Below are 23,838 nucleotides of genomic sequence, written 5' to 3'. Positions count from 1 at the left end.
GGGTTCGCGCCTCAAGGGGCGTGGCTGGAACGACGACGCCCGGCCAAATGCGTCAGTGAAGATCGCTTCGGGGCGTAGCGGTTTGCGTGGCTTTTGCATACTAAAGAGGGGATTGGCGTGGCAGACATGGCTGTTCAGAGCGATGTGATGGAAGCCGCGGGACCTTACGATCGCGCCAAGGCCCTCAGCGCCTTCAAGCTCGGTGACCTCACCTTCTATTGGATCACCCGTATCTCGGCGATTTCGGTTCTGTTGATCCTCGGCGGCATCATCCTGTCGCTGATCGTCGGCGCCTGGCCGGCGATGAAGGAATACGGCTTCGCCTTCCTCTGGACGCAGCGCTGGGCGCCCTCGGCCGATCCACCGGTGCTCGGCGCGCTCGGCCCGATCTACGGCACGCTGATCACCTCGGTCATCGCGATGCTGATTGCCATTCCGGTCGGCATCGGCATCGCCGTGTTCCTCACCGAGCTCTGCCCGCAAATGCTGCGCCGCCCGATCGGCATCGCGATCGAGCTGCTCGCCGGCATCCCCTCGATCATCTACGGCATGTGGGGCTTCTTCGTGCTCGGCCCGTTCCTGGCCAACACCTTCCAGCCCTTCATGATCCGGATCTTCGAGGGCGTCCCGGTGCTGGGCGCGGTGTTCGCCGGCCCGCCGTCCTATCTCAGCCTGTTCAACGCTGCGCTGATCCTTGCGATCATGGTGCTGCCCTTCATCACCGCGATCTCGGTCGACGTGTTCAAGACCGTGCCGCCGGTGCTGAAGGAGGCCGCCTACGGCATGGGCTGCACTACTTGGGAAGTCGTTCGCAGCGTCGTGATCCCCTACACCCGCGTCGGCGTGATCGGCGGCATCATGCTGGCGCTCGGCCGCGCCCTCGGCGAGACCATGGCGGTGACCTTCATCATCGGCAACTCGTTCCGGATCTCGTCGTCGATCTTCGCGCCGGGCACCACGATCTCGGCGGCGATCGCCAGCGAATTCGCCGAGAGCGACGGCCTGCACCAGTCCGGCCTGATCCTGCTCGGCCTGCTGTTGTTCGTGCTGACCTTCTTCGTGCTCGCCGGCGCGCGGCTGATGCTGATGCGGCTTGAAAAGAAGGCGGGGAAGTAACGCCATGAACCCGATCTACAAATCCCGCCGCCGCAGCGACATCGTCATCCGCGCACTCTGTGTCGGCGCTGCGCTGTTCGGCGTTACCTGGCTGGCGCTGATCCTGATCACGCTGCTCTATAACGGCCTTGCCGGCCTCAGCGTGCAGCTGTTCACCCAGAACACGCCGCCGCCCGGCTCGACCGAAGGCGGCTTGCTCAACGCCATCGTCGGCTCGGTCATCATGACCGTGATCGGCGTCGGCATCGGCGCGCCGCTTGGCCTGTTCGCCGGCACCTACCTCGCCGAATACGGCAAGCACGACAAGCTGACCTCGGTGATCCGCTTCATCAACGACATCCTGCTCAGCGCGCCCTCGATCATCATCGGCCTGTTCATCTATGGTGCGGTGGTGGTGCCGATGCGCGGCTTCTCGGCGATCGCAGGCAGCCTTGCGCTCGCGGTGATCGTGATCCCAGTCGTGCTGCGCACCACCGAGGACATGCTGCTCTTGGTGCCCAATCCGCTGCGCGAGGCCGCCTCCGCGCTCGGCCTGCCGCGTTCGCTGGTGATCAAGCGGATCGCTTATCGTGCCGCGCGATCGGGTCTGATCACCGGTGTGCTGCTGGCGACCGCCCGCGTCGCCGGCGAGACCGCGCCGCTGCTGTTCACCGCGCTGTCGAACCAGTTCTTCAGCCTGGATCTGACCAAGACGATGGCCAACCTGCCAGTGACCATCAACAACTTCGTGCAGAGCCCCTACGCCTACTGGAAAGAGCTGGCGTGGAGCGGCGCGCTGCTCATCACATTCACCGTGCTCGCGTTGAATATCGGCGCGCGTATCCTTGGTGCCGAAAGGGCCGCAAAATGACCGAGCTTTCCGTCTCCACGACTGCCGCAGGCCACATTCCCCAGGTTCCGCTGCCGGAAGCGCCGCCGAAAGTCACGGTGCGCAACCTCAACTTCTATTACGGCGAGCACCACGCGCTGAAGAACATCAACCTGACGCTCGGCACCAACCGCGTCACGGCGTTCATCGGCCCGTCCGGCTGCGGCAAGTCGACCCTGCTGCGCATTTTCAACCGGATGTACGACCTGTATCCGGGTCAGCGCGCGGTCGGCCAGCTGATGCTGGACCAGACCAACATTCTCGACCCCAAGCTCGACCTCAACTTGCTGCGCGCGCGGGTCGGCATGGTGTTCCAGAAGCCGACGCCGTTCCCGATGACGATCTACGAGAACATCGCCTTCGGCATCCGCCTCTATGAGAAGATCTCGAAGTCCGAGATGGACGACCGGGTCGAGAAGGCGCTGCGCGGCGGCGCGCTGTGGAACGAGGTCAAGGACAAGCTGAACGCCTCCGGCCTGTCGCTCTCCGGTGGCCAGCAGCAGCGCCTGTGCATCGCGCGCACCGTGGCGGTGCGCCCCGAGGTGATCCTGTTCGACGAGCCGTGCTCGGCGCTCGACCCGATCTCGACCGCCAAGGTCGAGGAGCTGATCCAGGAACTCTCCGAGGACTACACGATCGCGATCGTCACCCACAACATGCAGCAGGCGGCGCGCGTCTCCGACAAGACCGCCTTCATGTATCTCGGCGAGCTGATCGAGTTCGACGACACCAACAAGATCTTCACCTCACCGGGCGATCGGCGCACCCAGGACTACATCACCGGCCGGTTCGGTTGACCGGCGCATGATCCGGAAAAGTGGAAACCGGTTTTCCGATCAGGTCATGCTAAAATTCAGGACACGAAGCCATGATCCCCGGGATCATGGTTGAGGGAGACAAGCGATGGCTTCTGAACATACCGCCAAGGCATTCGACAGCGACCTGCAGGAGTTGACCCGCCTGGTCGCCGAGATGGGCGGCCTGGTCGAACGAATGATTACCGAGTCGGTCGACGCGCTGATCCGTCGCGACGTCGCGCTCGGCAAGCGCGTGGTCGCCGCCGACATCGAGATCGACAATCTGCAGCGCAACATCGAAGAGCGCGCGGTGCTGACGATCGCGCGCCGCCAGCCGATGGCGATCGACCTGCGTGAGATCGTCAGCGCGATGCGCGTCGCCACCGATCTCGAGCGGATCGGCGACCTCGCCAAGAACATGGGCAAGCGCGTCGCGGCGCTGGAGAGCGATTTCCAGCCGCTGAAGTTGATCCGCGGCCTCGAGCACATGACCGACCTCGTGCTGTCGCAGGTCAAGTCGGTGCTCGACGCCTATGCCGCGCACGACCTGCCGGCGGCGATGAACGTCTGGAAGGGCGACGAGGAGGTCGATGCGATCTGCACCTCGCTGTTCCGCGAACTGCTCACCTACATGATGGAAGATCCGCGCAACATCTCGTTCTGCATCCATCTGATGTTCTGCGCCAAGAACATCGAGCGGATCGGCGATCACGCCACCAATATCGCCGAGACCGTGTTCTACATGATCGAGGGCCAGCAGATCACCGACAAGCGCCCGAAGGGCGACATGACCACTTTTGCCACCACGGTGCCGGGCAACTGAGGCATGATCGGCAAGCACGGAACCGGCAAGAGCGAAACTGGACGATCCTCGCGACAAATCGTTTCCGCGGGGACTATGCTCAAGGAAGTAAGCGTTTCGGTTTGCGTCTGGGCAACGGATCACCACAGAGAAAGAACTTAAACCGATGAGCGCACGCATTCTGGTAGTCGAAGACGAGGAAGCGCTGACGACGCTGTTGCGCTACAATCTCGATGCGGAAGGCTACGATGTCGAGACGGTGGGGCGCGGCGACGATGCGGATACAAGGCTGAAGGAGCGCGTTCCCGACCTCGTGGTGCTGGACTGGATGCTGCCGGGCCTGTCCGGCATCGAACTGTGCCGCCGCCTGCGGGCGCGGCCCGAGACCAAGCAGCTTCCGATCATCATGCTGACCGCGCGCGGCGAGGAAAGCGAGCGCGTGCGCGGGCTTGCCACCGGCGCCGACGATTACATCGTCAAGCCGTTCTCGGTGCCGGAGCTGCTGGCGCGGGTGAAGGGCCTGTTGCGCCGCGCCAGCCCGGAGCGGCTTGCGACCGTGCTGACCTACGGCGACATCGAGCTCGACCGCGAGAAGCGCCGCGTGGCGCGCTCGGGCCGTCCGATCGATCTCGGGCCGACCGAGTATCGCCTGCTCGAATTCTTCCTCGAGCATCCCGGCCGCGTGTTCAGCCGCGAGCAATTGCTCGACAGCGTCTGGGGCCGCGACATCTACATCGATGAGCGCACCGTCGACGTGCATATCGGCCGCCTGCGCAAGCTGCTCAATCCGGGCCGCGAGCAGGATCCGATCCGCACTGTGCGCGGCGCCGGCTACGCGCTCGACGACCGCTTTGCCAAGGCCGAGCCGCAGCCGTAACGGCCATGCGGCATTCATAAACCGCAACACGGCGTCGTCCCGGCGAAAGCCGGGACCCATACGCCGCGGCCAGCGCAATCGGCACGCGGCCAGACGGCTTTCTAACAACACCCATTCGTGGTTATGGGTCCCGGCCTGCGCCGGGACGACGCTGGTGATATAGCCGGGCTGGGTCACACAAAAAAATCCCCGCTTTCGCGGGGATTTGTCTTTGAGGTCTTCCGTCGTTTTCCCGAGTGCTCACTTGATCTGCGGTTTCGCCGACGGCCGGCGGCGATCGGCGGCGGGCTGGTAGGCGACGCGCGAGTGATGCGCGCAATAGGGCAGGCCGCCGAGCGCTTTGCCGCCGCAGAAGAAGAATTCCGGGCTCGAGGGATCGCCGACCGGCCAGTGACAGGTGGCCTCGTTGAGCTCGAGCAGCGACAGCCGCTGGCTCATCGGCACCACATTGTCGTAGGAGATCGGATCGGGCTCCATCTCGGCCTCGAAGGCGTGCGCCAGCGCGGTGTTGCCGCGCGAGACCGGGCGCGCCACCCGCATCATGTGCTGGGCGGGGCGGGCCTTGCGCTGCCGCGGCGCGGCCGTGGAGGGTGCCTTGGCGCGGCCGGAGAGGCCGAGCCGATGCACTTTGCCGATCACGGCGTTTCGCGTCACATTGCCAAGTTCCGCCGCGATCTGGCTGGCCGACAGGCCGGACTCCCAGAGCTTCTTCAGCTGCTCGACGCGATCGTCGGACCAGGTCAATACAGTCATCGCATTCTTCCCTTCGCGTAGCGCCGGCCAATCATTGGAGCGGCGCTGCGAGCCAATCTGGACAAATATCCCTGCGGCCAGAATCCCTTAGCCCTCGCCGGGCACGGTGTTGCGCCCGAACGTTTACGCGAGACACAAAGGCTACTTAGAGGGTCCAGTACCGCCGCACGAGATGTCGTACCCGACAGGCCAAACGCTACAATATGGCGTGACTCTGGCGCAAGAGTCCGCGGTCGTGCGTCCACATGTTCCCACACAGTTAAGCATCGCGATGAGGCTTTTCCACCGCACCGGAATGCTCCGGATTGCGCTCGTTTCGCATTGCAGGAAGGCCACTTCGTGGCGATTGACACTTACCGACCGCAGCATAGAATGCCCGCCACGTGCCGCCCGCAAAGGCGGCCGTTTTGTTTTCCGAAGCTGGCCGTTGCTGCGCTGGCGTCAAGGCGCGCGGCAATTGTCGGCTTAAAAACCGCCAGTGATCGTCATGACCAACGCTGCCACGTCGCATCTGCTCCCCGTCTTCGCCAGGGTCGATCTCGGTTTCGAGCGCGGTGAGGGCGCCTGGCTGATCGCAACCAACGGCGACCGCTATCTCGATTTCACCTCGGGCGTCGCGGTCAACGCGCTCGGGCACGCGCATCCGCATCTCGTCAAGGCGCTGCAGGAACAGGCGACCAAGCTCTGGCACATGTCGAACCTGTTCAAGAGCCCGGACGGCGAGGTGCTTGCCGCGCGGCTGTGCGAGCAGAGCTTTGCCGACTTCGTGTTCTTCTGCAATTCCGGCGCGGAAGCGATGGAGGGCGTGATCAAGCTGGTCCGCCACTATCACTTCTCCAAGGGCCATGGCGAGCGCTACCGCATCATCACCTTCGAGGGCGCCTTCCACGGCCGCACGCTGGGCACGCTGGCGGCGACCGGCTCGGCGAAATATCTCGAGGGCTTCGGCCCGCCGATGGACGGCTTCGACCAGGTGCCGCATGGCGACATCGACGCGGTGAAGAAGGCGATCGGTCCGCACACCGCCGGCATCCTGATCGAGCCGGTGCAGGGCGAGGGCGGCGTGCGCTCGGCGCCACAGGCGTTCTTCAAGGCACTGCGCGCGCTGTGCGACGAGCACGGCCTGCTGCTCGCCTTCGACGAGGTGCAGACCGGCATGGGCCGAACCGGCGAGCTGTTCGCCTACAAGCGCACCGGCGTCACGCCGGACGTGATGTCGCTGGCCAAGGCGCTCGGGGGCGGTTTCCCGATCGGCGCGGTGCTGGCGACCGCGCAGGCCGCGGCCGGCATGGCGCCCGGCTCGCACGGCTCGACCTTCGGCGGCAATCCGCTCGCGGTCGCCGCCGCCAATGCCGTGCTCGACGTCATGCTGAAACCCGGCTTCTTCGAGTATGTGCAGAAGATGTCGCTGCTGCTCAAGCAGAAGCTCGCCTCCGTCGTCGACCGCTATCCCGGCGTGCTGTCGGAGGTACGCGGCGAGGGGCTGTTGATCGGCGTCAAGGCCGTGGTGCCGTCGGGCGACCTGATCGCAGCGCTGCGCAGCGAGAAGCTGCTCACCGTCGGCGCAGGCGACAATGTGGTGCGGTTCCTGGCGCCGCTGATCGTGACCGAGTCCGAGATCGACCAGTCGATCACCGCGCTCGAGCGCGCCTGCGCGACATTGTCGGTGGCGCAGCCGAAGAAGGCGGCTGGATAATGAGCAAGCCGGTCCGTCACTTCCTCGATATCAACGAGCTGCCGCTCGGCGAACTGCGCAACATGCTGTCCGCCGGAGCCGCCATGAAGGCGAAGCTGAAGGCGCATGAGAAGGGCAGGAAGCCGCTCGAAGGCAAGACGCTGGCGATGATCTTCGAGCGCCCGTCGACCCGCACAAGGGTGTCGTTCGACGTGGGCATGCGCCAGCTCGGCGGTGAATCCATCATGCTGACCGGCGCCGAGATGCAGCTCGGCCGCGGCGAGACCATCGCCGACACCGCGCGCGTGCTGTCGCGCTATGTCGATGCGATCATGATCCGCATCCTCAACCATGACGCGCTGCTCGAGCTCGCGGCTCACGCCACCGTTCCCGTCATCAACGGCCTGACCCGGCGTTCGCATCCCTGCCAGGTGATGGCCGACCTCATGACCTATGAGGAAAACCGCGGCTCGATCGAGGGCAAGACCGTGGCCTGGACCGGCGACGACAACAACGTGCTGGCCTCCTGGGCGCATGCCGCCGAGCGGTTCAAGTTCCAGCTCAATGTTGCGACCCCGCCGGAGCTGTCGCCGAAGAAGCCGATGCGCGACTGGATCAAGGCGACCGGCGCGCCGATCATGCTCGGCACCGATCCGGAAGCCGCCGTGCGCGGCGCCGACTGCGTCGTCACCGACACCTGGGTGTCGATGGGCGACAAGGAGGGCGAGCACCGCCACAACGTGCTGCGGCCCTATCAGGTCAATGCCAAGCTGATGTCGCTCGCCAAGCCGGACGCACTGTTCATGCACTGCCTGCCCGCGCATCGCGGCGAGGAGGTCACCGACGAGGTGATCGACGGGCCGCAATCCGTGGTGTTCGACGAGGCGGAAAACCGCCTGCATGCGCAGAAGGGCATTCTGGCCTGGTGTTTCGACGCGGTCGCGTAGTCGGAGATCAGTAAGCGTTGTCGTCCCGGGCAAGCGAAGCGCGACCCCGGACCCATAACCATCGCTGTCAATTGTTGCGAAGGCTGGGGCACCAGCTTGATGCAAGCAACTCACATCGGTGGTTATGGGTCCCTGCTTTCGCATGTTTTCGCAGGGACGACGGAAACATCCGCGTTAGTGAACCCCTTTATTTCATGGTCCGAGACCCCAGATAGAGCGCCATGGTTTCACAATCCCCCGACATCAAAAACACGCCCGAGGCGCCGGTTCGCGCGCCCTCAGCGGTTCCGGTCGACGATGCCGTGCTGGCATTCGAGGTCGGCGCGCTGGACCTGCGCGGCCGGCTGACCCGGCTCGGCCCCGCGCTCGACGAGATCCTGCACAAGCACGATTATCCGCCCGCGGTCGGCAAGCTGCTCGGCGAGGCGATCGTGCTGACCACGCTGCTCGGCTCGTCGGTCAAGTTCGAGGGCCGCTTCATCCTGCAGACCCGGACCGAAGGTCCGGTCTCGCTCCTGATCGTCGATTTCCAGGCGCCCGACCGGCTGCGCGCCTATGCGCGCTACGACGCATCGCGCCTGAAGAACGGCCAGAGCTCGGGCGAGCTGCTCGGCAAGGGCCACCTTGCGATGACGATCGATCAGGGCTCCAACACCAGCCGCTACCAGGGACTGGTCGCGCTCGACGGCGGCGGCCTGGAAGAGGCGGCCCACGAATATTTCCTGCGCTCGGAGCAGATTCCGACCCGGGTGCGGCTTGCGGTCGGCGAGGAGATGCGCGGCGGCGAGGGCGGCAAGCTGCACTGGCGTGCCGGCGGCATCCTGCTGCAATTCCTGCCCAAGGCGCCCGAGCGCGCCAAGCAGGCCGATCTGCATCCCGGCGATGCGCCGGAAGGCACGGCCACGCATAGCGTGCCGGACGATGACGCCTGGGTCGAGGGCCAGTCGCTGATCTCGACCGTCGAGGACGTCGAGCTGATCGATCCCGACCTGTCCGGCGAGCGGCTGCTCTATCGCCTGTTCCACGAACGTGGCGTGCGTGTCTTCAACCCGCAAACGCTGCGCGCGCAGTGCTCCTGCTCGCGCGACGCGGTGTCGTCGATGCTGAAGAGCTTTGCGCCGAACGACCGCGCCGAGATGGTCAAGGACGGCAAGGTCGTCGTGACCTGCGAGTTCTGCTCGTCGGTGTATGAATTCACGCCGCAGGAAGCCGGCGTGGAGCAGACGCGTTCGTCATCGTAGCCCGGATGAAGCGCAGCGAAATCCGGGGCCGCTCCAACCGCGGATGCACCTGCCCCGGATTGCGCTTCGCTCCATCCGGGCTACGCAGGCGTCAGTTCAGCACCCTTTTGCCGCCCGGGCTCGGGCTGTCCAGCGAAAATGTCGGCACGTCGATGTCGAAGCGCTCGCCGGCTTCGGTGACCATCTGATAGCTGCCGGTCATGAATCCGGAGGCGGTCGGCAGCGGCACGCCGCTGGTGTATTCGAAGCGTTCGCCGGGCGCGAGCACCGGCTGCTCGCCGACCACGCCCTCGCCGCGCACCTCCTGGCGGCGGCCGGTGGCGTCGGTGATGATCCAGTGCCGCGTCCGCAGCTGCACCGTATCCGGGCCCGAATTGACGATCACGATCTTGTACGACCAGAAATATTCGCGCCGGTCGACCGACGAGCGCTCCGGCATGAAGTTCGGCTCGACGGTGACTTCGATCTGGCGGGTAACGGCGCGGTACATGCGGCTCAATCCGATGGTCCTGGCGCATGGTCCGTTTTCGACCGGATCATGCTCAAACAGGGCGCTATCATAGCCAATTGAACCGCCGGAACCAATCGCCTGCCAGGCCGCGAAAGGGCGGGCTTGGAAAGCCGGATTTGGGGCGGCCCCTTCATCGCGGTTTCAACATAGTTCCGCTCTAAAGCGCGGCCGCATGCCGCCGCACTCCGTGCTTTGTCGGCAACTCGCGGACCGATATTATCTTTTCAGCACGGCGTGCGGGGCGTCCGCGGCCGACACGGTGTTTGATGAGCTCGATTGCCGATCCCATAGCCGGTTCGCCGGTGGCTGACGTCAAGGCCGAAGTAAAGGCAGAGGCCGAGGCGAAGGTTGCTGCGCCCGCGATCACGCTGCCGGCGACCGGCGAGCGCGAGCTCCGCCTCGATCTGTTCCGCGGGCTCGCGCTGTGGCTGATCTTCATCGATCATCTGCCGACCAATCTTCTGACCTGGCTGACGATCCGCAATTACGGCTTCTCCGACGCCACCGAGATCTTCATCTTCATCTCCGGCTACACCGCGGCCTTCGTCTACGGCCGCGCGATGCTGGAGGGCGGCTTCGTGATCGCGACCGCGCGCATCCTGCGCCGGGTCTGGCAGATCTACGTCGCGCACGTCTTCCTGTTCACGATCTTCCTCGCCGAGATCTCCTATGTCGCGACCTCGTTCGAGAACCCGCTCTACAGCGAGGAAATGGGGATCATGGACTTCCTCAAGCAGCCCGACGTCACCATCGTCCAGGCGCTGCTGCTGCGCTTCCGTCCGGTCAACATGGACGTGCTGCCGCTCTATATCGTGCTGATGCTGTTCCTGCCGCTGATCCTGTGGCTGATGAAATGGAAGCCCGACGTCACGCTCGGTCTCTCGGTCGTGCTCTACGCGCTGACCTGGCAGTTCGACCTTTATCTCTCGGCCTATCCGAACGGCTTCTGGGCGTTCAATCCGTTCGCCTGGCAATTGCTGTTCGTGTTCGGCGCCTGGTGCGCGCTCGGCGGGGCGCGGCGGATGTCGCGGATCCTGTCGTCGAACATCACGATGTGGATCTGCATCGTCTATCTGGTCGCGGCGTTCTTCGTGACCCTGACCTGGTACGTGCCGCAGCTCGGCCACATCATGCCGAAGGTGATCGAGCAGTGGATGTATCCGATCAACAAGACCGACCTGGACGTGTTGCGATTCGCGCACTTCCTGGCGCTCGCCGCGCTCACCGTGCGCTTCCTGCCCAAGGACTGGCCGGGCCTGAAATCGCCCTGGCTGCGACCTTTGATCCTGTGTGGCCAGCATTCGCTTGAGATATTCTGCCTCGGGGTCTTCCTCGCCTTCGCCGGTCACTTCGTGCTTGCCGAAGTATCTGGCGGTGCCGCACTGCACGCCTTGATCAGCGTCTGCGGCATCCTCATCATGTGCGGCATGGCGTGGATCATTTCGTGGTACAAGCACTCCGCCGACAAAGGCGCCTCGAAAAAAGGCGCCGCCGGCAACGCCGATCTGGCGGGAGGGGGAGCATGAAGTCCGCGCGGACGATGCTGGGCCTGACGCTGCTCGCAGCCTGCCTGACGGCCGGTTTGGCGGCGGCGCCTGCGTGCGCCGGCGACACCGCGGAGCCGCCCCCGCCGCCGCCCTGCGACGTGCCCGCCTATCTGCTTACGAGCGAGAGCTCGCTGCCCAAGGTCACCGACGCCATCAAGTCCAACCGGCCGCTCAACGTGCTGGTGGTCGGCAGCCGCTCCTCGACCATCCAGGGCAACGAGGCGAGCGCCTATCCGGCCACGCTGCAGGCGGCGCTGAAGGAAGCGTTGCCGTCGTCGACGATCGATCTATCCGTAGAATTACAGGGAAAGAGCACCGCCGAGGAGACCGCGGGAACTCTTGTTAAGCTTGTTGAAGCAAAAAAGCCTACTTTGGTTATCTGGCAGACCGGAACCGTCGATGCTATGCGAGCAATCGATCCCGACGATTTCCGTACCGCCATCAACGAAGGCGTTGTTGCGTTGCGGGACGCCGGGACCGACGTGGTGCTGGTCAATCTGCAATACAGCCCGCGTACGGAGACGATGATCTCTGCACCGCCCTATCTCGACAACATGAAGGTGGTGGCGCAGCAGCACGACGTTCCGCTGTTCGACCGGTTCGCGATTATGAAGCAGTGGAGCGACGCCGGATATTTTGACCTGTTCAGCACCTCGCATGGTGTCGATCTGGCCAAGAAGGTTCATGCCTGTCTCGGCCGCGCACTGGCGAAATTCGTGATCGATGCGGCCCATCTGGGCCCGGTGCAGCAGAATTAAGGAAGCAGAGTAAATGCGTTTTGCCTTCCCTTTTCGCGCTTCCGCAGGGCGAGGTCTCTGTGCCGTTGCGGTGCTGACGCTGCTCGCGGTCGCACCGTCGCGCGCGCAGACCGACCAGCATGCAGCGCTTTCGTCCGACGGCAAGACCGAGGCCGCAAAGCCTGATGCAACGCAGCCCGCTGCGACGGCTGACGCGACCAATCCGCCGCAACCCGGCGTCGCCGCGAAGGCGCTCGATAAGGTGAAGCAGGCCGCGAAATCCGCCAGCGACATCTTCCACCGCGTGCCCTGTCAGCAGCCCAAGGGCGTGCCGAACAGCACCGGTTCGCTGCCGCATGTCGCGGCCAAGCTCGCCGCCGGCAAGCCGGTCGTGATCATCGCATTCGGCTCGTCCTCGACCCAGGGCTATGGTTCGTCGGCGCCGGAATTCACCTATCCGAACCGGCTCGCCGGACAGTTGCGCCGGCAGTATCCGTCCGCCGACATCACCGTGCTCAATCGCGGCAAGGGCGGCGAGGACGCGCCCGAGATGATGAAGCGGCTGCAGACCGAAGTGATCGACGTCCATCCCGACATGGTGATCTGGCAGGTCGGCACCAACGCGGTGCTGCGCAACCTCGATCCGACCGAGACCGCCAGGCAGGTCGAGGACGGCGTGGCGCGCCTTCAGGCGTCCGGCGCCGACGTCGTGCTGGTCGATCCGCAATATTCGCCGCGCGTCACCGAGCGCCCCGAAAGCGCGCGCGGCATGGTGAAGCTGCTCGGCCGCATCGCCGCCCTGCGTCATGTCGGCATCTTCCCGCGCTTCGAGGTGATGCGCGACTGGCACGAGAAACAGGCGATCCCGATCACCGATTTCGTCATCGCCGACGGCCTGCACATGAACGACTGGGGCTATGCCTGCTTCGCCCAGCTGCTCGGCGACGACATCATCCGCTCGGTCGGCGCGATCAAGATCGGCGTCAACGTCCCCGCCGATGTGCGGACCTACCGGCCGATGTGATCGGGCTGCCCGGCCGCTCCAACCGTCATTGCGAGCGAAGCGAAGCAATCCATTCGTCCGTTTGCGCTGATGGATGGATTGCTTCGTCGCTTCGCTCCTCGCAATGACGGTTGAGGCGGTGCGCTCATTTCCATCACCGTCACCCTGAGGTGGCCGCTTCTTCAGCGGCCCTCGAAGGGTCGACGGCCCGACTTGGGGGGCCGTGCATCCTTCGAGGCTCGCTCCGCTCGCACCTCAGGATGACGGGACTGATACCCTCGCGGACTCTTGCCTCGACCATCTCGGCACTCACCACCAATCTTGACCTCGCCGCGGTAATCCGCTCCCTTGGCGCTTGCACCCAAGCCTTAAGGGAAACGCTCATGTCTTTCGTGCTGGCCATCGATCAGGGCACCACATCGTCGCGCGCCATGGTGTTTCGCGGCGATATCTCCATCGCCGCCGTCGCGCAGCAGGAGTTTCCGCAGCATTTCCCCGCCTCCGGCTGGGTCGAGCACGAGCCGGAGGACATCTGGACCTCGACCGTGATGGTGTGCCGCGAGGCGCTGGAGAAGGCCGGCCTCAAGGCGAAAGATATCGCCGCGATCGGCATCACCAACCAGCGCGAGACCACCGTGGTGTGGGACCGCGCCACCGGACAGGCCGTGCACCGCGCCATCGTCTGGCAGGACCGCCGCACCGCCGACATCTGCGCAAAACTCAAGGCCGAGGGCCATGAGTCGGTGATTTCGGCCAAGACCGGTCTGATCATCGATCCCTATTTCTCCGGCACCAAAGTCGCCTGGATCCTCGATCACGTGCCGGGCGCGCGCGAGCGCGCCGAGCGCGGCGAACTCTTGTTCGGCACCGTCGACTGCTATCTGCTGTGGCGGCTCACCGGCGGGAGAGTCCACGCCACCGACGCCACCAACGCCTCGCGCACGCTGCTGTTCAACATCCATACCGGCGCCTGGGACGATGACCTCATCAGGCTGCTGCGCGTACCGCGCTCGATGCTTCCCGAGGTGAAGGATTCCTCCGCCCGGTTCGGCGAGAGCACGGCGGACTTGTTCGGCGGCCCGATCGCGATCTCCGGGATTGCCGGCGACCAGCAGGCCGCGACCATCGGCCAAGCCTGCTTCGAGCCCGGCATGATGAAGTCGACCTACGGCACCGGCTGCTTCGCGCTGCTCAACACCGGCACCACGCCGGTGGCCTCGAAGAACAAGCTGCTCACCACCATCGCCTACCAGCTCGGCGGCCAGCGCACCTACGCGCTCGAGGGCTCGATCTTCGTCGCCGGCAGCGCGGTGCAGTGGCTGCGCGACGGGCTCGGCATCATCAAGCACGCCGCCGAGACCGGACCGCTTGCCGACAAATCGGACTCCATGCAGAGCGTCTACTTGGTGCCCGCCTTCGTCGGCATGGGCGCGCCGTACTGGAATCCGCGCGTGCGCGGCGCGCTGTTCGGGCTCACCCGCAACACCGGCCCGGCCGAGCTCGCGCATGCGACGCTGGAGAGCGTGTGCTACCAGACCTTCGATCTGTGGGCCGCGATGCGCACCGACTGGCCGGAGGCCAACGCCGCCAACACCGTGCTGCGCGTCGACGGCGGCATGACCGCCTCGGACTGGACCATGCAGCGGCTCGCCGATCTGCTCAACGCGCCGGTCGACCGCCCGATGATCCAGGAGACCACGGCGTTAGGGGCCGCCTATCTCGCCGGCCTCGATGCCGGCGTCTATCCGGAGCCCGCCAAGTTCGCCGACAATTGGCGGCTCGAGCACCGCTTCAGGCCGGCGATGAGCCAGGCGACGCGCGAGCGCAAGCTCGCCGGCTGGGCCCGCGCCGTGAAGGGCGTGCTGGCGAGCGACGAGGGGGAGTAGGGGAGCGGTGTCGCCGCGATGTTTCTCCACCTCTCCCGCTTGCGGGGTCGAGACGAGCGAAGCTCGCTCTTAGGTCGTAGCGCATCGTCAGATGCGCTACGGGTGGGGGCTCTCTCCTCACCAAGAGTCTCGCAAGCGGCGCCGCTGCGGCTGCCGCTCAATCTCGCCAAGTGTGCGCAACAATCAATAACAACCATCGGAGAACAACATGAACACGGATCTTAACCGCGTCACCAAGCTACTGACTGCCGCACTTTGCGCCGCAATACTTGCCGCTCCCGCCACCGCGCGTGAGAAGCCGAGCCCGCTCGTCGCGGCGCGCGAGGTCAAGACCGACGTCGCCGGGCTGAAGGCGCCGGGGCAGATCCTGGTCGATGTCTGGGGCATCCCGCACATCTATGCCGGCAACGAGCACGACCTGTTCTTCCTGCAGGGCTTCAACGCCGCGCGCGATCGGCTCTGGCAGATCGATCTCTGGCGCAAGCGCGGGCTCGGCCTCTTGGCGAAGGATTTCGGCCCTGCCTATGCCGAGCAGGACAAGGCGCTGCGCCTGTTCCTCTATCGCGGCGACATGAATGCGGAATGGGCCGCCTATGGCCCGAAGGCGAAATCCTATGCGGAGGCGTTCGTCGCCGGCGTCAACGCCTATGTCGCCGACGTCCAGGCGGGCAAGCGCGCGCTGCCGATCGAGTTCAGGATCGCAGGCACGATGCCGGATTTGTGGTCGGCAGAGGATGTCGTGCGCGTCCGCAGCCATGGCCTGACCCGCAACGTCGCCTCCGAGGTGAAGCGCTCGCGGGTCGCCTGCGCTGCCGGCCTCGATGCCGATCGTTTCCGCGTCAAGCTGGAGCCCACCTGGACCACCAGGATCCCCGATGGGCTCGATCCCTGCAGCGTGCCGAAGGCGGTGCTCGCCGCCTACGATCTTGCCACGCGGCCGGTGAAGTTCGCCGCGCCGAAGGACCAGAAGGCGGCGCTGGCGCATGATCCCGACACCTACCTCGCCGAGGCCGACCAGCAGCGCGACACCATCGGCTCCAACAACTGGGTGATCGCGGCATCGCGCACCGCGACCGGACGTCCGATCCTCGCCAACGATCCGCATCGCGAGCACTCGGTGCCGTCGCTGCGCTACATCGTCGGCCTCAACGCGCCCGGCATCTCCGTGATCGGCGCCGGCGAGCCGGCGCTGCCGGGCATCTCGATCGGCCACAACGACACCATCGCGTTCGGGCTGACCATCTTCAACGTCGATCAGGAAGACCTCTACGTCTACGAGCTCAACCCCGACAATCCGAACCAGTACCGCTACGGCAGCGGCTGGGAGGACATGCGGATCGTGCATGAGAAGGAAGCGGTGAAGGGCGAGGCCGACCGCGACCTCGAGCTGAGATTCACCCGCCACGGCCCGGTGATCTTCGTCGACGCCGACAAGAAGCATGCGTTCGCCGTGCGCTCGATCTGGTTCGAGCCGGGCACCTCGGCCTATTTCGGCTCGTCCGACTACATGACGGCGAAGAATTGGAACGGCTTCCTCGGCGCGATGCGGCGCTGGGGCGCGCCGTCGGAGAACCAGGTCTATGCCGACACGTCAGGCAATATCGGCTGGGTCGCCGCCGGCAAGACGCCGCGCCGAGCCAGTTTCGACGGCCTGATGCCGGTGCCCGGCGACGGCCGCTACGAGTGGCAGGGCTTTCTGTCGCTCGACGAATTGCCGAAGCTGTACCAGCCGAAGCAGGGTTTCATCGCCACCGCCAACCAGATGAACCTGCCGGCGGATTATCCGGTGGGTGAGCGCAGGGTCGGATTCGAATGGGCCGACAGCGCGCGCTGGCAGCGCATCACCGAGGTGCTGCAGGCCAACAGCAAGGTGACGCTGGCGGACGCGATGGCGCTGCAGAACGACGACACCGGCATGCTCGCGCGGCGCCTCGTCGCGCTGCTGAAGCCGCTCACGTCGGATGATGCGAACGTCAGGAAGGGCCTCGATCTGCTCAAGGCGTGGGATGCGCGTGATGCAGCCGATAGCGCGGCCGCCGCGGTCTATGAGGTGTGGATCGCAAACCATCTCGGCCCGGTGCTGCTCAAGACCACCGCGCCGAAGGCGGCCGAGCTGATCGCGCCGGAGGCCTCCAGCATCTCAGCCATTGTCGGCTATCTCGAAAAGCCGGACGCGGCGCTCGGCAGCGATCCCTCAGGCGAGCGCGACCGCGTGCTGCGCGACAGCCTCGGCGAGGCGGTCACCGATGTTGCCGACAAGCTCGGTCCCGATGCGTCGACCTGGCGCTGGGGCCGGCTGCATGTCGCGCAATTCAATCACGCGCTGATGCCGCTCGCCGACAAGGCGACCGCGGCGCAGATGCAGGTCGGCCCGCTCGCCTTTGGCGGCGCCGCCAACGTGCCGCGCGCCGCCACCTATCGCCGCACCGACTATCATCTGATCTCCGGCGCTTCATTCCGCATGGTGCTCGATGTCGGCAATTGGGATGCGAGCCGCGCCGTCAACACGCCGGGCCAATCCGGCGATCCCTTCAGCGGCCACTACCGCGACCTCGCGCCGCTATGGGCGACGGGCCAGTACGTGCCGCTGCTCTACAGCCGCGGCGCCGTGGAAGCTGCAACCGCTGACGCGATCACGCTGACGCCGAGGTGAGGGGCGAGTAAGTCTCACCGGCTGCGCCACAAACTCCAACGTCGTCCCGGCGAAAGCCAGGCGAAAGCCGGGACCCATAACCACCAATGCCGATTGCTTTGCGGTGCTGGGGCCACAGCGTGCCTTAACAACCCAACTCTGTGGTAATGGGTCCCGGCCTTCGCCGGACGACACCGAGTGTTCGGCACACTGTAGCCGCAACCGCGGACGCGATCAGCTGACGCCGAGATGAGGGAGCGAGTGCGTCTCATCGGCTGCGCCACAAACTCCGCCGTCGTCCCGGCGAAGGCCGGACCCATAACCACGAATGCCAATTGTCCTGCGATGTTGGGGCCGCAGCAGCGTCGTTCAACAACCTAGTCCTGTGGTAATGGGTCCCGGCCTGCGCCGGGACGACGTCAAACGTGTGGCGAGCACCGCGCTCACTTTTCGTGCTTCTCCTGAAAGCGGAAGCGCGACCCTGGATTCATCCATGCGAATGCCGACGCGGACTGCGGCGGCCAGCCACTATTCACTTCGTGCCATCAACGCGGCGGCGCATCTGGATCACTACAAGTTGACGTTTGCGATTTGCGCACGGACTTCCCGCAACACTGTGCGCGGGCGTCCAAGAAGCGTTGGCTTCTGCCTGTTAGTCTGACCGATCGTGATCGCCGCCGGCCTGTGACGGTTTTCACATCCGGCGCGAGCACGCATTTTCTGGAAGCGATTGAAAGCTCAGCTGGTTACTTCACAGGAGCTGACCATGACGAAAACTATTCTTGTTTCGATCGCAGTTGTTTGTCTGTCCACGGCGGCACTCGCCGATGCACGCACGGCACAACACCGGACCCACCAGCGTCTCGTGATGGGTACCGCACTGAGTCCTGCCGTGCTCAATGCCAACGCCAGTCTCAATGGCGATGTCAGCGACCGCGCGATGCGCATGCGGAGTCTTCGCGAGTCCGGCTACAACCCGAAGAACGATTTCGACGCGAACGGCAACGTGTGGGTCGGCAACTAACCGGGTACGGGAGGGCCTGGGGAGCCCTCCCTCAAAGCGCGTTCAAACTGGTTTATCCCGCTCGTTGGACCTGGCCGCTCGAATGAGCAGCGGCGGATGCGGCGGGTTACCTCTTCTCCTGACCAGGCATTGCGTGCAGCGTTGCATTGCATCTGCGGCGACGTGCGGTTATGTCCCGCCGACAGCCTGCAAACAGAGGTCGCGCGATGCTGCTGCCCGATGGTTACTCCGACATCCCCCACGGCAAGATCGCTGCCGTCGTCACCCATCTGGAAATGACCGCGCGTCCGCCGCTGCGCGTCGACCCGCCCGGCGCGTGGCGCCTGCGCAAGGTCGATCCGCCCGCGCTCGACTGGTATCGCGATATCTATCGCCGGGTCGGCGAGGAGTGGCTGTGGTTCACCCGCACCGGGCTCGATGATTCCGATCTCGCCTCGAGGATCCACGCCCCCGGCAACGAGCTCTACGGGCTGGCCGTCGACGGCCAGGATGAGGGCCTGCTCGAACTCGATTTCAGCGTGGCCGGCGAATGCCAGCTGCTGTATTTCGGCGTCACCGCAAAATTCATCGGCACCGGCGCCGCGCGCTTCCTGATGAACCGCGCGCTCGAGATCGCCTGGTCACGCGACGTCAGCCGCGTCTGGGTGCACACCTGCACCTTCGATCATCCCTCGGCCGTCGCGTTCTACCAGCGCTCCGGCTTCCGTCCGTTCCTGCGGCAGATCGAGGTGGCGGATGATCCGAGGCTCGACGGCAAATTGCCGCGCGATGCGGCGAGGCACGTGCCGGTGATTGGGTAGCTCGCCTAACGGACCGGATCAGGATCCGGTTGCAATGCGGCGCGGCCCATCTACGATGGTGCAAAGTGCAACCTTTGTCCCCGGCATTCGCACACTTCGAAATCTCTGTTTTCGAGGCGGCTTGCTGCGGCATGACCGACGAGATGACAGATGTTTTTGATCGGCCAGTACGACTCGCCCTTTGTCCGCCGCACCGCGATCGCGCTGCGGCTCTATGGATTGCCGTTCGAGCACAAGCCGTGGTCGACCTTCGGCGATGCGGAGATGGTTGCGGCCTACAATCCGGTGCGGCGGGTGCCGACGCTGGTGCTCGATGACGGCGAGGCGCTGATCGAGAGTAGTGCGATCCTGGATTATCTCGACGAACTGGTCGGGCCGGACAAGGCGATGATCGCGCGTTCGGGGCCGGAGCGGCGCAAGCATCTGCGCATCACGGCGCTGGCGACCGGGCTTGCCGACAAGGCGGTGAGCCTTGTCTATGAGCGCGTGCTGCGCAAGGAGCAGTTGAAGCTCTGGGTCGAGCGCTGCGAGGCGCAGATCGCGGGCGTGCTCGCGGTGCTAGAGCAGGAGCGCGCGGCGGTGCAGACGCCGTACTGGCTGGGCGATCGCATCGGTCATGCCGACGTCGCGGTGGCCTGCGCGCTACGCTTCACCGGCGAGGCGCATCCGCATCTGTTCGACGCGCGCTATCCGGCGCTCGAGGCCCACGCCGCGCGCTGCGAGGCGCTGCTGCCGTTCCAGGAGATCGTGCAGCCGCTGGCGCCGCCGAGCGGTTAGTGGATGGCGCGACCCACGCTGATTGGCGTGTACCCCTCGCGCGCGGATGTCGCGAGAACGCATGATTATGACTCACAAGCGGCACCACACATTTGCTGTCGTCCCTGCTTTCGCGTGCTTTCGCGGGGACGACGGTTGTGTTTGCGGCGCGCCCGCCAATCTCCCTCAGCAACGCCACGCACTCGCCCGCGACCCCGAGGCGCGCGCTTCGGGCTACCCATTGCTGGTCCGATCTTCTATGGTGAACCGTTCGGGTCGCATGGAGCGAACTCGATAATTCCATGATATCAAAGGCTTAAGGCTTCGGATCGAAGCCTTTGGAGGGCGGTTTGACGCGGTATATTTCGACCAGGGGTGAGGCCCCGGTGCTCGGCTTCTGCGATGTGATGCTGACCGGGCTTGCCCGTGACGGCGGGCTCTACGTGCCCGAGACCTGGCCGCAACTGTCGCCCGAGACCATCGCCACCTTCTTCGGCCGTCCCTATTGGGAGGTCGCGGTCGAGATCATCCGTCCGTTTGTCGCCGGCGAGATTTCTGACGCCGAGCTCGGCCGCATGGCCAACGAGGCCTATGCCACCTTCCGCCATCCCGCGGTGGTGCCGGTCGATCAGGCCGGGCCGAACCAGTTCCTGCTCGAACTGTTCCACGGGCCGACGCTGGCGTTCAAGGACGTCGCGATGCAGCTGATCTCGCGGCTGATGGATCACGTGCTGGCCAAGCGCGCGCAGCGCACCACCATCGTGGTCGCGACCTCGGGCGATACCGGTGGCGCCGCGGTCGAGGCTTTTGCCAATCTCGACAATGTCGACCTCGTCGTCCTGTTCCCGAACGGCCGCATCTCCGAGGTGCAGCGCCGCATGATGACGACGACCGGCGCCGCCAACGTCCACGCGCTCGCGATCGAAGGCACCTTCGACGATTGCCAGGCGCTGGTGAAGGCGATGTTCAACAACCATCGCTTCCGCGACCAGGTGGCGCTGTCGGGCGTCAACTCGATCAACTGGGCGCGCATCGTCGCGCAAGTGGTCTATTACTTCACCTCGGCGGTCGCGCTCGGCTCGCCGCATCGCACCGTCGATTTCACGGTGCCGACCGGCAATTTCGGCGACATCTTCGCCGGCTATGTCGCCAAGCGGATGGGGCTGCCGATCCGGAACTTGCGCATCGCCGCCAACGTCAACGACATCCTGGCGCGCACGCTGAAGACCGGCATCTACGAGGTCCGCGAGGTGCACGCCACGACGTCGCCGTCGATGGACATCCAGGTGTCGTCGAACTTCGAGCGGCTGCTGTTCGAGGCGAGCGGCCGCGACGCCGATCAGGTCCGCCGCCTGATGGCCTCGCTGAAGCAGTCCGGCCGTTTCGTGCTGCCGGATGCGACGCTGGCCGCCGTGCGCCGTGATTTCGACGCCGGCCGCGCCGACGAGACCGAGACGGCGGCCGCGATCCGCGCCGCCTGGCGCGAGGCCGGCGATCTGGTCGATCCCCACACCGCGGTGGCGCTCGCGGTCGCCGACCGCGACACCTCGGATTCCAGGATCCCGAACATCGTGCTGTCGACCGCGCACGCGGCCAAATTCCCCGATGCGGTGGAAGCCGCCTGCGGGGTGCGTCCGCAGCTGCCGGTCTGGCTCGGAGGCCTGATGAGCAAATCCGAACACATCACGGTCATGAAGAATGATTCCGCCGAGGTCGAGCGCTTCGTGCTGTCGGTCAGCCGTGCTGCCAAGCAGGGAGTCGCCTGATGGGCGTTGAAATCACCAAGCTGCCGAGCGGACTGACAATCGTCACCGACACCATGCCGCATCTGGAAACCGCGGCGCTCGGGGTCTGGGCCGGCGTCGGCGGGCGCGACGAGAAGCCGAACGAGCACGGCATCTCGCATCTGCTCGAGCACATGGCGTTCAAGGGCACGGCGCGGCGCTCCTCGCGCGAGATCGTCGAGGAGATCGAGGCGGTCGGCGGCGACCTCAATGCCGGGACCTCGACCGAGACCACGGCCTATTATGCGCGGGTGATGAAGGCGGATGTGCCGCTGGCGCTCGACGTGCTCTCCGACATCCTCGCCAACCCGTCCTTCGTGCCGGACGAGCTGGAGCGCGAGAAGAGCGTCATCGTGCAGGAGATCGGCGCGGCGCAGGATACGCCCGACGACGTCGTGTTCGAGCATCTCAACGAGCTCTGCTATCCGGAGCAGCCGATGGGGCGCTCGCTGCTCGGCACCGCCAAGACGCTGAAGGTCTTCGATCGCGACATGCTGCGCGGCTATCTCTCGACGCATTACCGCGCCCCCGACATGGTGGTCGCGGCCGCCGGCGCGGTCGATCACGCGCGGATCGTCGAGGACGTCACGCAGAAGTTTGCGAGCTTCGACGCCACCCCGGCGCCGAAGCCGCAGGTCGCGATGTTCGGCAAAGGCGGCTCGCGGGTGGTGCATCGCGATCTCGAGCAGGCGCATCTGACGCTGGCGCTCGAAGGCGTGCCGCAGACCGACCCGTCGCTGTTCTCGCTGCAGGTCTTCACCAACACGCTCGGCGGCGGGATGTCGTCGCGGCTGTTCCAGGAGGTGCGCGAGAAGCGCGGGCTGTGCTACTCGATCTACACCTTCCACGCGCCCTACACCGACACCGGCTTCTTCGGCCTCTACACCGGGACCGATCCGGCCGATGCGCCGGAAATGATGGAAGTCATCGTCGACGTCATCAACGACGCGGTCGAAACCCTGACCGAGGCCGAGGTCGCCCGCGCCAAGGCGCAGATGAAGGCCGGCCTGTTGATGGCGCTGGAAAGCTGTTCATCGCGGGCCGAACAATTGGCACGTCATGTGCTAGCCTATGGCCGGCCGCAGACGGTGGAAGAACTGGTGGCCCGGATCGACGCGGTCAGCGTCGAATCGAGCCGCAACGCCGCCCGTGCCCTGCTGGCGCGCAGCCGGCCCGCCGTTGTCGCGCTCGGCAGCGGCAGGGGTCTGGACACGGCGGTGGCTTTTGCGGAAGGATTGACGAATTCGAAGGCAAAGACGCTGTTGCATTGAGAATTCTGCTTACCTCGCCCCGCGCTTGCGGGGAGAGCATAGGCCGCCTACCGGCGGCCGTTGACGGACATACGCCGAGGCGGAGCCTCAGCTATGGCCGAAGGCTTCGGGTGAGGGGTAGAGCCGCAAGACCGAATCTGCGGTAAGACCCCTCACCCCGACCCTCTCCCCGCAAGGGCGGGGCGAGGGAGAAGTGGCGGGGAGTGTTGGGCCATGGCCCTGTTTCGTTTGCCGTCCAATGGACCCGCTGCACTGATGCCGCGCGGTCACGGGCTCTTGCTGCGCGCGCCGCAGATGTCGGATTTCCCGCAATGGGCGCAATTGCGCGAATTCAGCCGCGCCTATCTCACGCCATGGGAACCGATCTGGCCCTCCGACGACCTGACCCGCGCCGGCTTCCGCCGCAGGCTGCGCCGCTACACCGAGGATATCGCCGCCGACCGCTCCTATCCGTTCATCATCTTCCGTGAATCGGACGGGGTGATGATCGGCGGCATCACGCTCGCCAATGTCCGGCGCGGCATCGTGCAGGCCGGCACGATCGGCTACTGGGTCGGGCTGCCGCATGCCCATCGCGGCTACATGACGACGGCGCTGCGGGTGCTGCTGCCCTCGCTGTTCGGCGAGCTCAATCTGCACCGCATCGAGGCGGCCTGCATTCCCTCCAATGCCTCGTCGATCCGCGTGCTGGAGAAGTGCGGCTTCACCCGCGAGGGCCTGGCGCGGCGCTATCTCTGCATCAACGGGATCTGGCAGGACCACCTGCTGTTCGGCCTGCTGCACGAGGATTTCCGCGGCTGATCCGTAAGCC

At 65.4% G+C, this 23,838-nt stretch carries 21 protein-coding genes; 19 read left to right on the top strand and 2 right to left on the bottom strand.

From position 1 onward, the window contains the following. Positions 1-126: 126 nt before the first annotated feature. From pstC to phoB, 5 genes are all read left to right on the top strand, one after another. Positions 127-1,116, top strand: a complete 990-nt coding sequence (pstC, locus tag ACVMIH_RS23965; protein WP_057019452.1) for a phosphate ABC transporter permease subunit PstC — start codon at positions 127-129, stop codon at positions 1,114-1,116. Between the two features lie 4 nt (positions 1,117-1,120). Beyond that, the gene (gene pstA, locus ACVMIH_RS23960; RefSeq protein ID WP_050386784.1) at positions 1,121-1,966 is read left to right on the top strand and encodes a phosphate ABC transporter permease PstA; all 846 of its coding nucleotides are present in this window, start codon (positions 1,121-1,123) and stop codon (positions 1,964-1,966) included. After that, positions 1,963-2,781 (top strand): phosphate ABC transporter ATP-binding protein PstB, encoded by an 819-nt coding sequence (gene pstB / locus ACVMIH_RS23955; protein ID WP_057019451.1) that lies wholly within the window; start codon positions 1,963-1,965, stop codon positions 2,779-2,781. Before pstA ends, pstB begins: the two co-directional genes overlap by 4 nt. A gap of 106 nt (positions 2,782-2,887) precedes the next feature. Further along, positions 2,888-3,604, top strand: coding sequence for a phosphate signaling complex protein PhoU (phoU, locus tag ACVMIH_RS23950; RefSeq protein ID WP_016844066.1), 717 nt, complete (start codon positions 2,888-2,890; stop codon positions 3,602-3,604). Positions 3,605-3,749: 145 nt separating this feature from the next. After that, positions 3,750-4,460: a phosphate regulon transcriptional regulator PhoB gene (gene phoB, locus ACVMIH_RS23945; RefSeq protein ID WP_016844067.1), complete on the top strand. Its 711-nt coding sequence runs from the start codon at positions 3,750-3,752 to the stop codon at positions 4,458-4,460. A gap of 240 nt (positions 4,461-4,700) precedes the next feature. Here phoB and ACVMIH_RS23940 read toward each other — a convergent pair whose 3' ends face one another. Beyond that, a complete protein-coding gene (locus ACVMIH_RS23940; RefSeq protein ID WP_076830977.1) occupies positions 4,701-5,213 on the bottom strand; it encodes a GcrA family cell cycle regulator in 513 nt (170 codons plus the stop codon). A gap of 487 nt (positions 5,214-5,700) precedes the next feature. On the opposite strand from ACVMIH_RS23940, the gene ACVMIH_RS23935 reads away from it, so the two are divergent. The 3 genes from ACVMIH_RS23935 to ACVMIH_RS23925 all read left to right on the top strand — a co-directional run bounded on the left by ACVMIH_RS23935 (position 5,701) and on the right by ACVMIH_RS23925 (position 9,076). After that, the gene (locus ACVMIH_RS23935; protein ID WP_456863530.1) at positions 5,701-6,909 is read left to right on the top strand and encodes an acetylornithine transaminase; all 1,209 of its coding nucleotides are present in this window, start codon (positions 5,701-5,703) and stop codon (positions 6,907-6,909) included. Continuing rightward, positions 6,909-7,835: an ornithine carbamoyltransferase gene (argF, locus tag ACVMIH_RS23930; protein WP_028342316.1), complete on the top strand. Its 927-nt coding sequence runs from the start codon at positions 6,909-6,911 to the stop codon at positions 7,833-7,835. The genes ACVMIH_RS23935 and argF overlap by 1 nt, the downstream gene beginning before the upstream one ends. A 221-nt stretch (positions 7,836-8,056) precedes the next feature. After that, positions 8,057-9,076 carry an Hsp33 family molecular chaperone gene (locus tag ACVMIH_RS23925; RefSeq protein ID WP_456863528.1) on the top strand — a complete coding sequence of 340 codons (1,020 nt, stop codon included), beginning with the start codon at positions 8,057-8,059 and terminating at the stop codon, positions 9,074-9,076. A 91-nt stretch (positions 9,077-9,167) separates the two neighbouring features. Here the strand turns inward: ACVMIH_RS23925 and apaG are convergent, their stop codons facing one another. Next, positions 9,168-9,566 carry a Co2+/Mg2+ efflux protein ApaG gene (gene apaG, locus ACVMIH_RS23920; protein ID WP_076830971.1) on the bottom strand — a complete coding sequence of 133 codons (399 nt, stop codon included), beginning with the start codon at positions 9,564-9,566 and terminating at the stop codon, positions 9,168-9,170. Between the two features lie 287 nt (positions 9,567-9,853). Between apaG and ACVMIH_RS23915 the strand changes: the two genes are divergently transcribed. From ACVMIH_RS23915 to ACVMIH_RS23865, 11 genes are all read left to right on the top strand, one after another. After that, positions 9,854-11,113, top strand: a complete 1,260-nt coding sequence (locus ACVMIH_RS23915) for an OpgC domain-containing protein (RefSeq protein ID WP_076830969.1) — start codon at positions 9,854-9,856, stop codon at positions 11,111-11,113. Further along, positions 11,110-11,892: an SGNH/GDSL hydrolase family protein gene (locus ACVMIH_RS23910; protein ID WP_141339786.1), complete on the top strand. Its 783-nt coding sequence runs from the start codon at positions 11,110-11,112 to the stop codon at positions 11,890-11,892. The genes ACVMIH_RS23915 and ACVMIH_RS23910 overlap by 4 nt, the downstream gene beginning before the upstream one ends. Before the next feature lie 13 nt (positions 11,893-11,905). Beyond that, positions 11,906-12,895, top strand: coding sequence for an SGNH/GDSL hydrolase family protein (locus tag ACVMIH_RS23905; RefSeq protein ID WP_076830966.1), 990 nt, complete (start codon positions 11,906-11,908; stop codon positions 12,893-12,895). A gap of 362 nt (positions 12,896-13,257) precedes the next feature. Next, positions 13,258-14,760 carry a glycerol kinase GlpK gene (glpK, locus tag ACVMIH_RS23900; protein ID WP_076830963.1) on the top strand — a complete coding sequence of 501 codons (1,503 nt, stop codon included), beginning with the start codon at positions 13,258-13,260 and terminating at the stop codon, positions 14,758-14,760. A gap of 208 nt (positions 14,761-14,968) precedes the next feature. Next, positions 14,969-17,413, top strand: a complete 2,445-nt coding sequence (locus ACVMIH_RS23895; protein WP_456863526.1) for a penicillin acylase family protein — start codon at positions 14,969-14,971, stop codon at positions 17,411-17,413. 745 nt (positions 17,414-18,158) lie between these two features. Next, positions 18,159-18,416, top strand: coding sequence for a hypothetical protein (locus ACVMIH_RS23890; protein WP_168858992.1), 258 nt, complete (start codon positions 18,159-18,161; stop codon positions 18,414-18,416). Between the two features lie 206 nt (positions 18,417-18,622). After that, entirely contained in the window at positions 18,623-19,216 is a 594-nt protein-coding gene (locus tag ACVMIH_RS23885) for a GNAT family N-acetyltransferase (RefSeq protein WP_057019444.1), read from the top strand. Between the two features lie 150 nt (positions 19,217-19,366). Then, the gene (locus ACVMIH_RS23880) at positions 19,367-19,993 is read left to right on the top strand and encodes a glutathione S-transferase family protein (protein ID WP_456855145.1); all 627 of its coding nucleotides are present in this window, start codon (positions 19,367-19,369) and stop codon (positions 19,991-19,993) included. Between the two features lie 329 nt (positions 19,994-20,322). After that, positions 20,323-21,738 (top strand): threonine synthase, encoded by a 1,416-nt coding sequence (gene thrC / locus ACVMIH_RS23875; protein WP_456855146.1) that lies wholly within the window; start codon positions 20,323-20,325, stop codon positions 21,736-21,738. After that, positions 21,738-23,027 carry a M16 family metallopeptidase gene (locus ACVMIH_RS23870; RefSeq protein ID WP_076830951.1) on the top strand — a complete coding sequence of 430 codons (1,290 nt, stop codon included), beginning with the start codon at positions 21,738-21,740 and terminating at the stop codon, positions 23,025-23,027. The genes thrC and ACVMIH_RS23870 overlap by 1 nt, the downstream gene beginning before the upstream one ends. Positions 23,028-23,240: 213 nt before the next feature. Further along, on the top strand, positions 23,241-23,828 hold the full coding sequence (locus tag ACVMIH_RS23865) for a GNAT family N-acetyltransferase (RefSeq protein WP_026191927.1): 588 nt from the start codon (positions 23,241-23,243) through the stop codon (positions 23,826-23,828). Positions 23,829-23,838 lie beyond the last annotated feature (10 nt).

The organism is Bradyrhizobium sp. USDA 4503 (assembly GCF_054055815.1).
The sequence above is the reverse complement of the archived record's forward strand: the minus strand, read 5'-3'. Positions and strand labels throughout refer to the sequence as shown.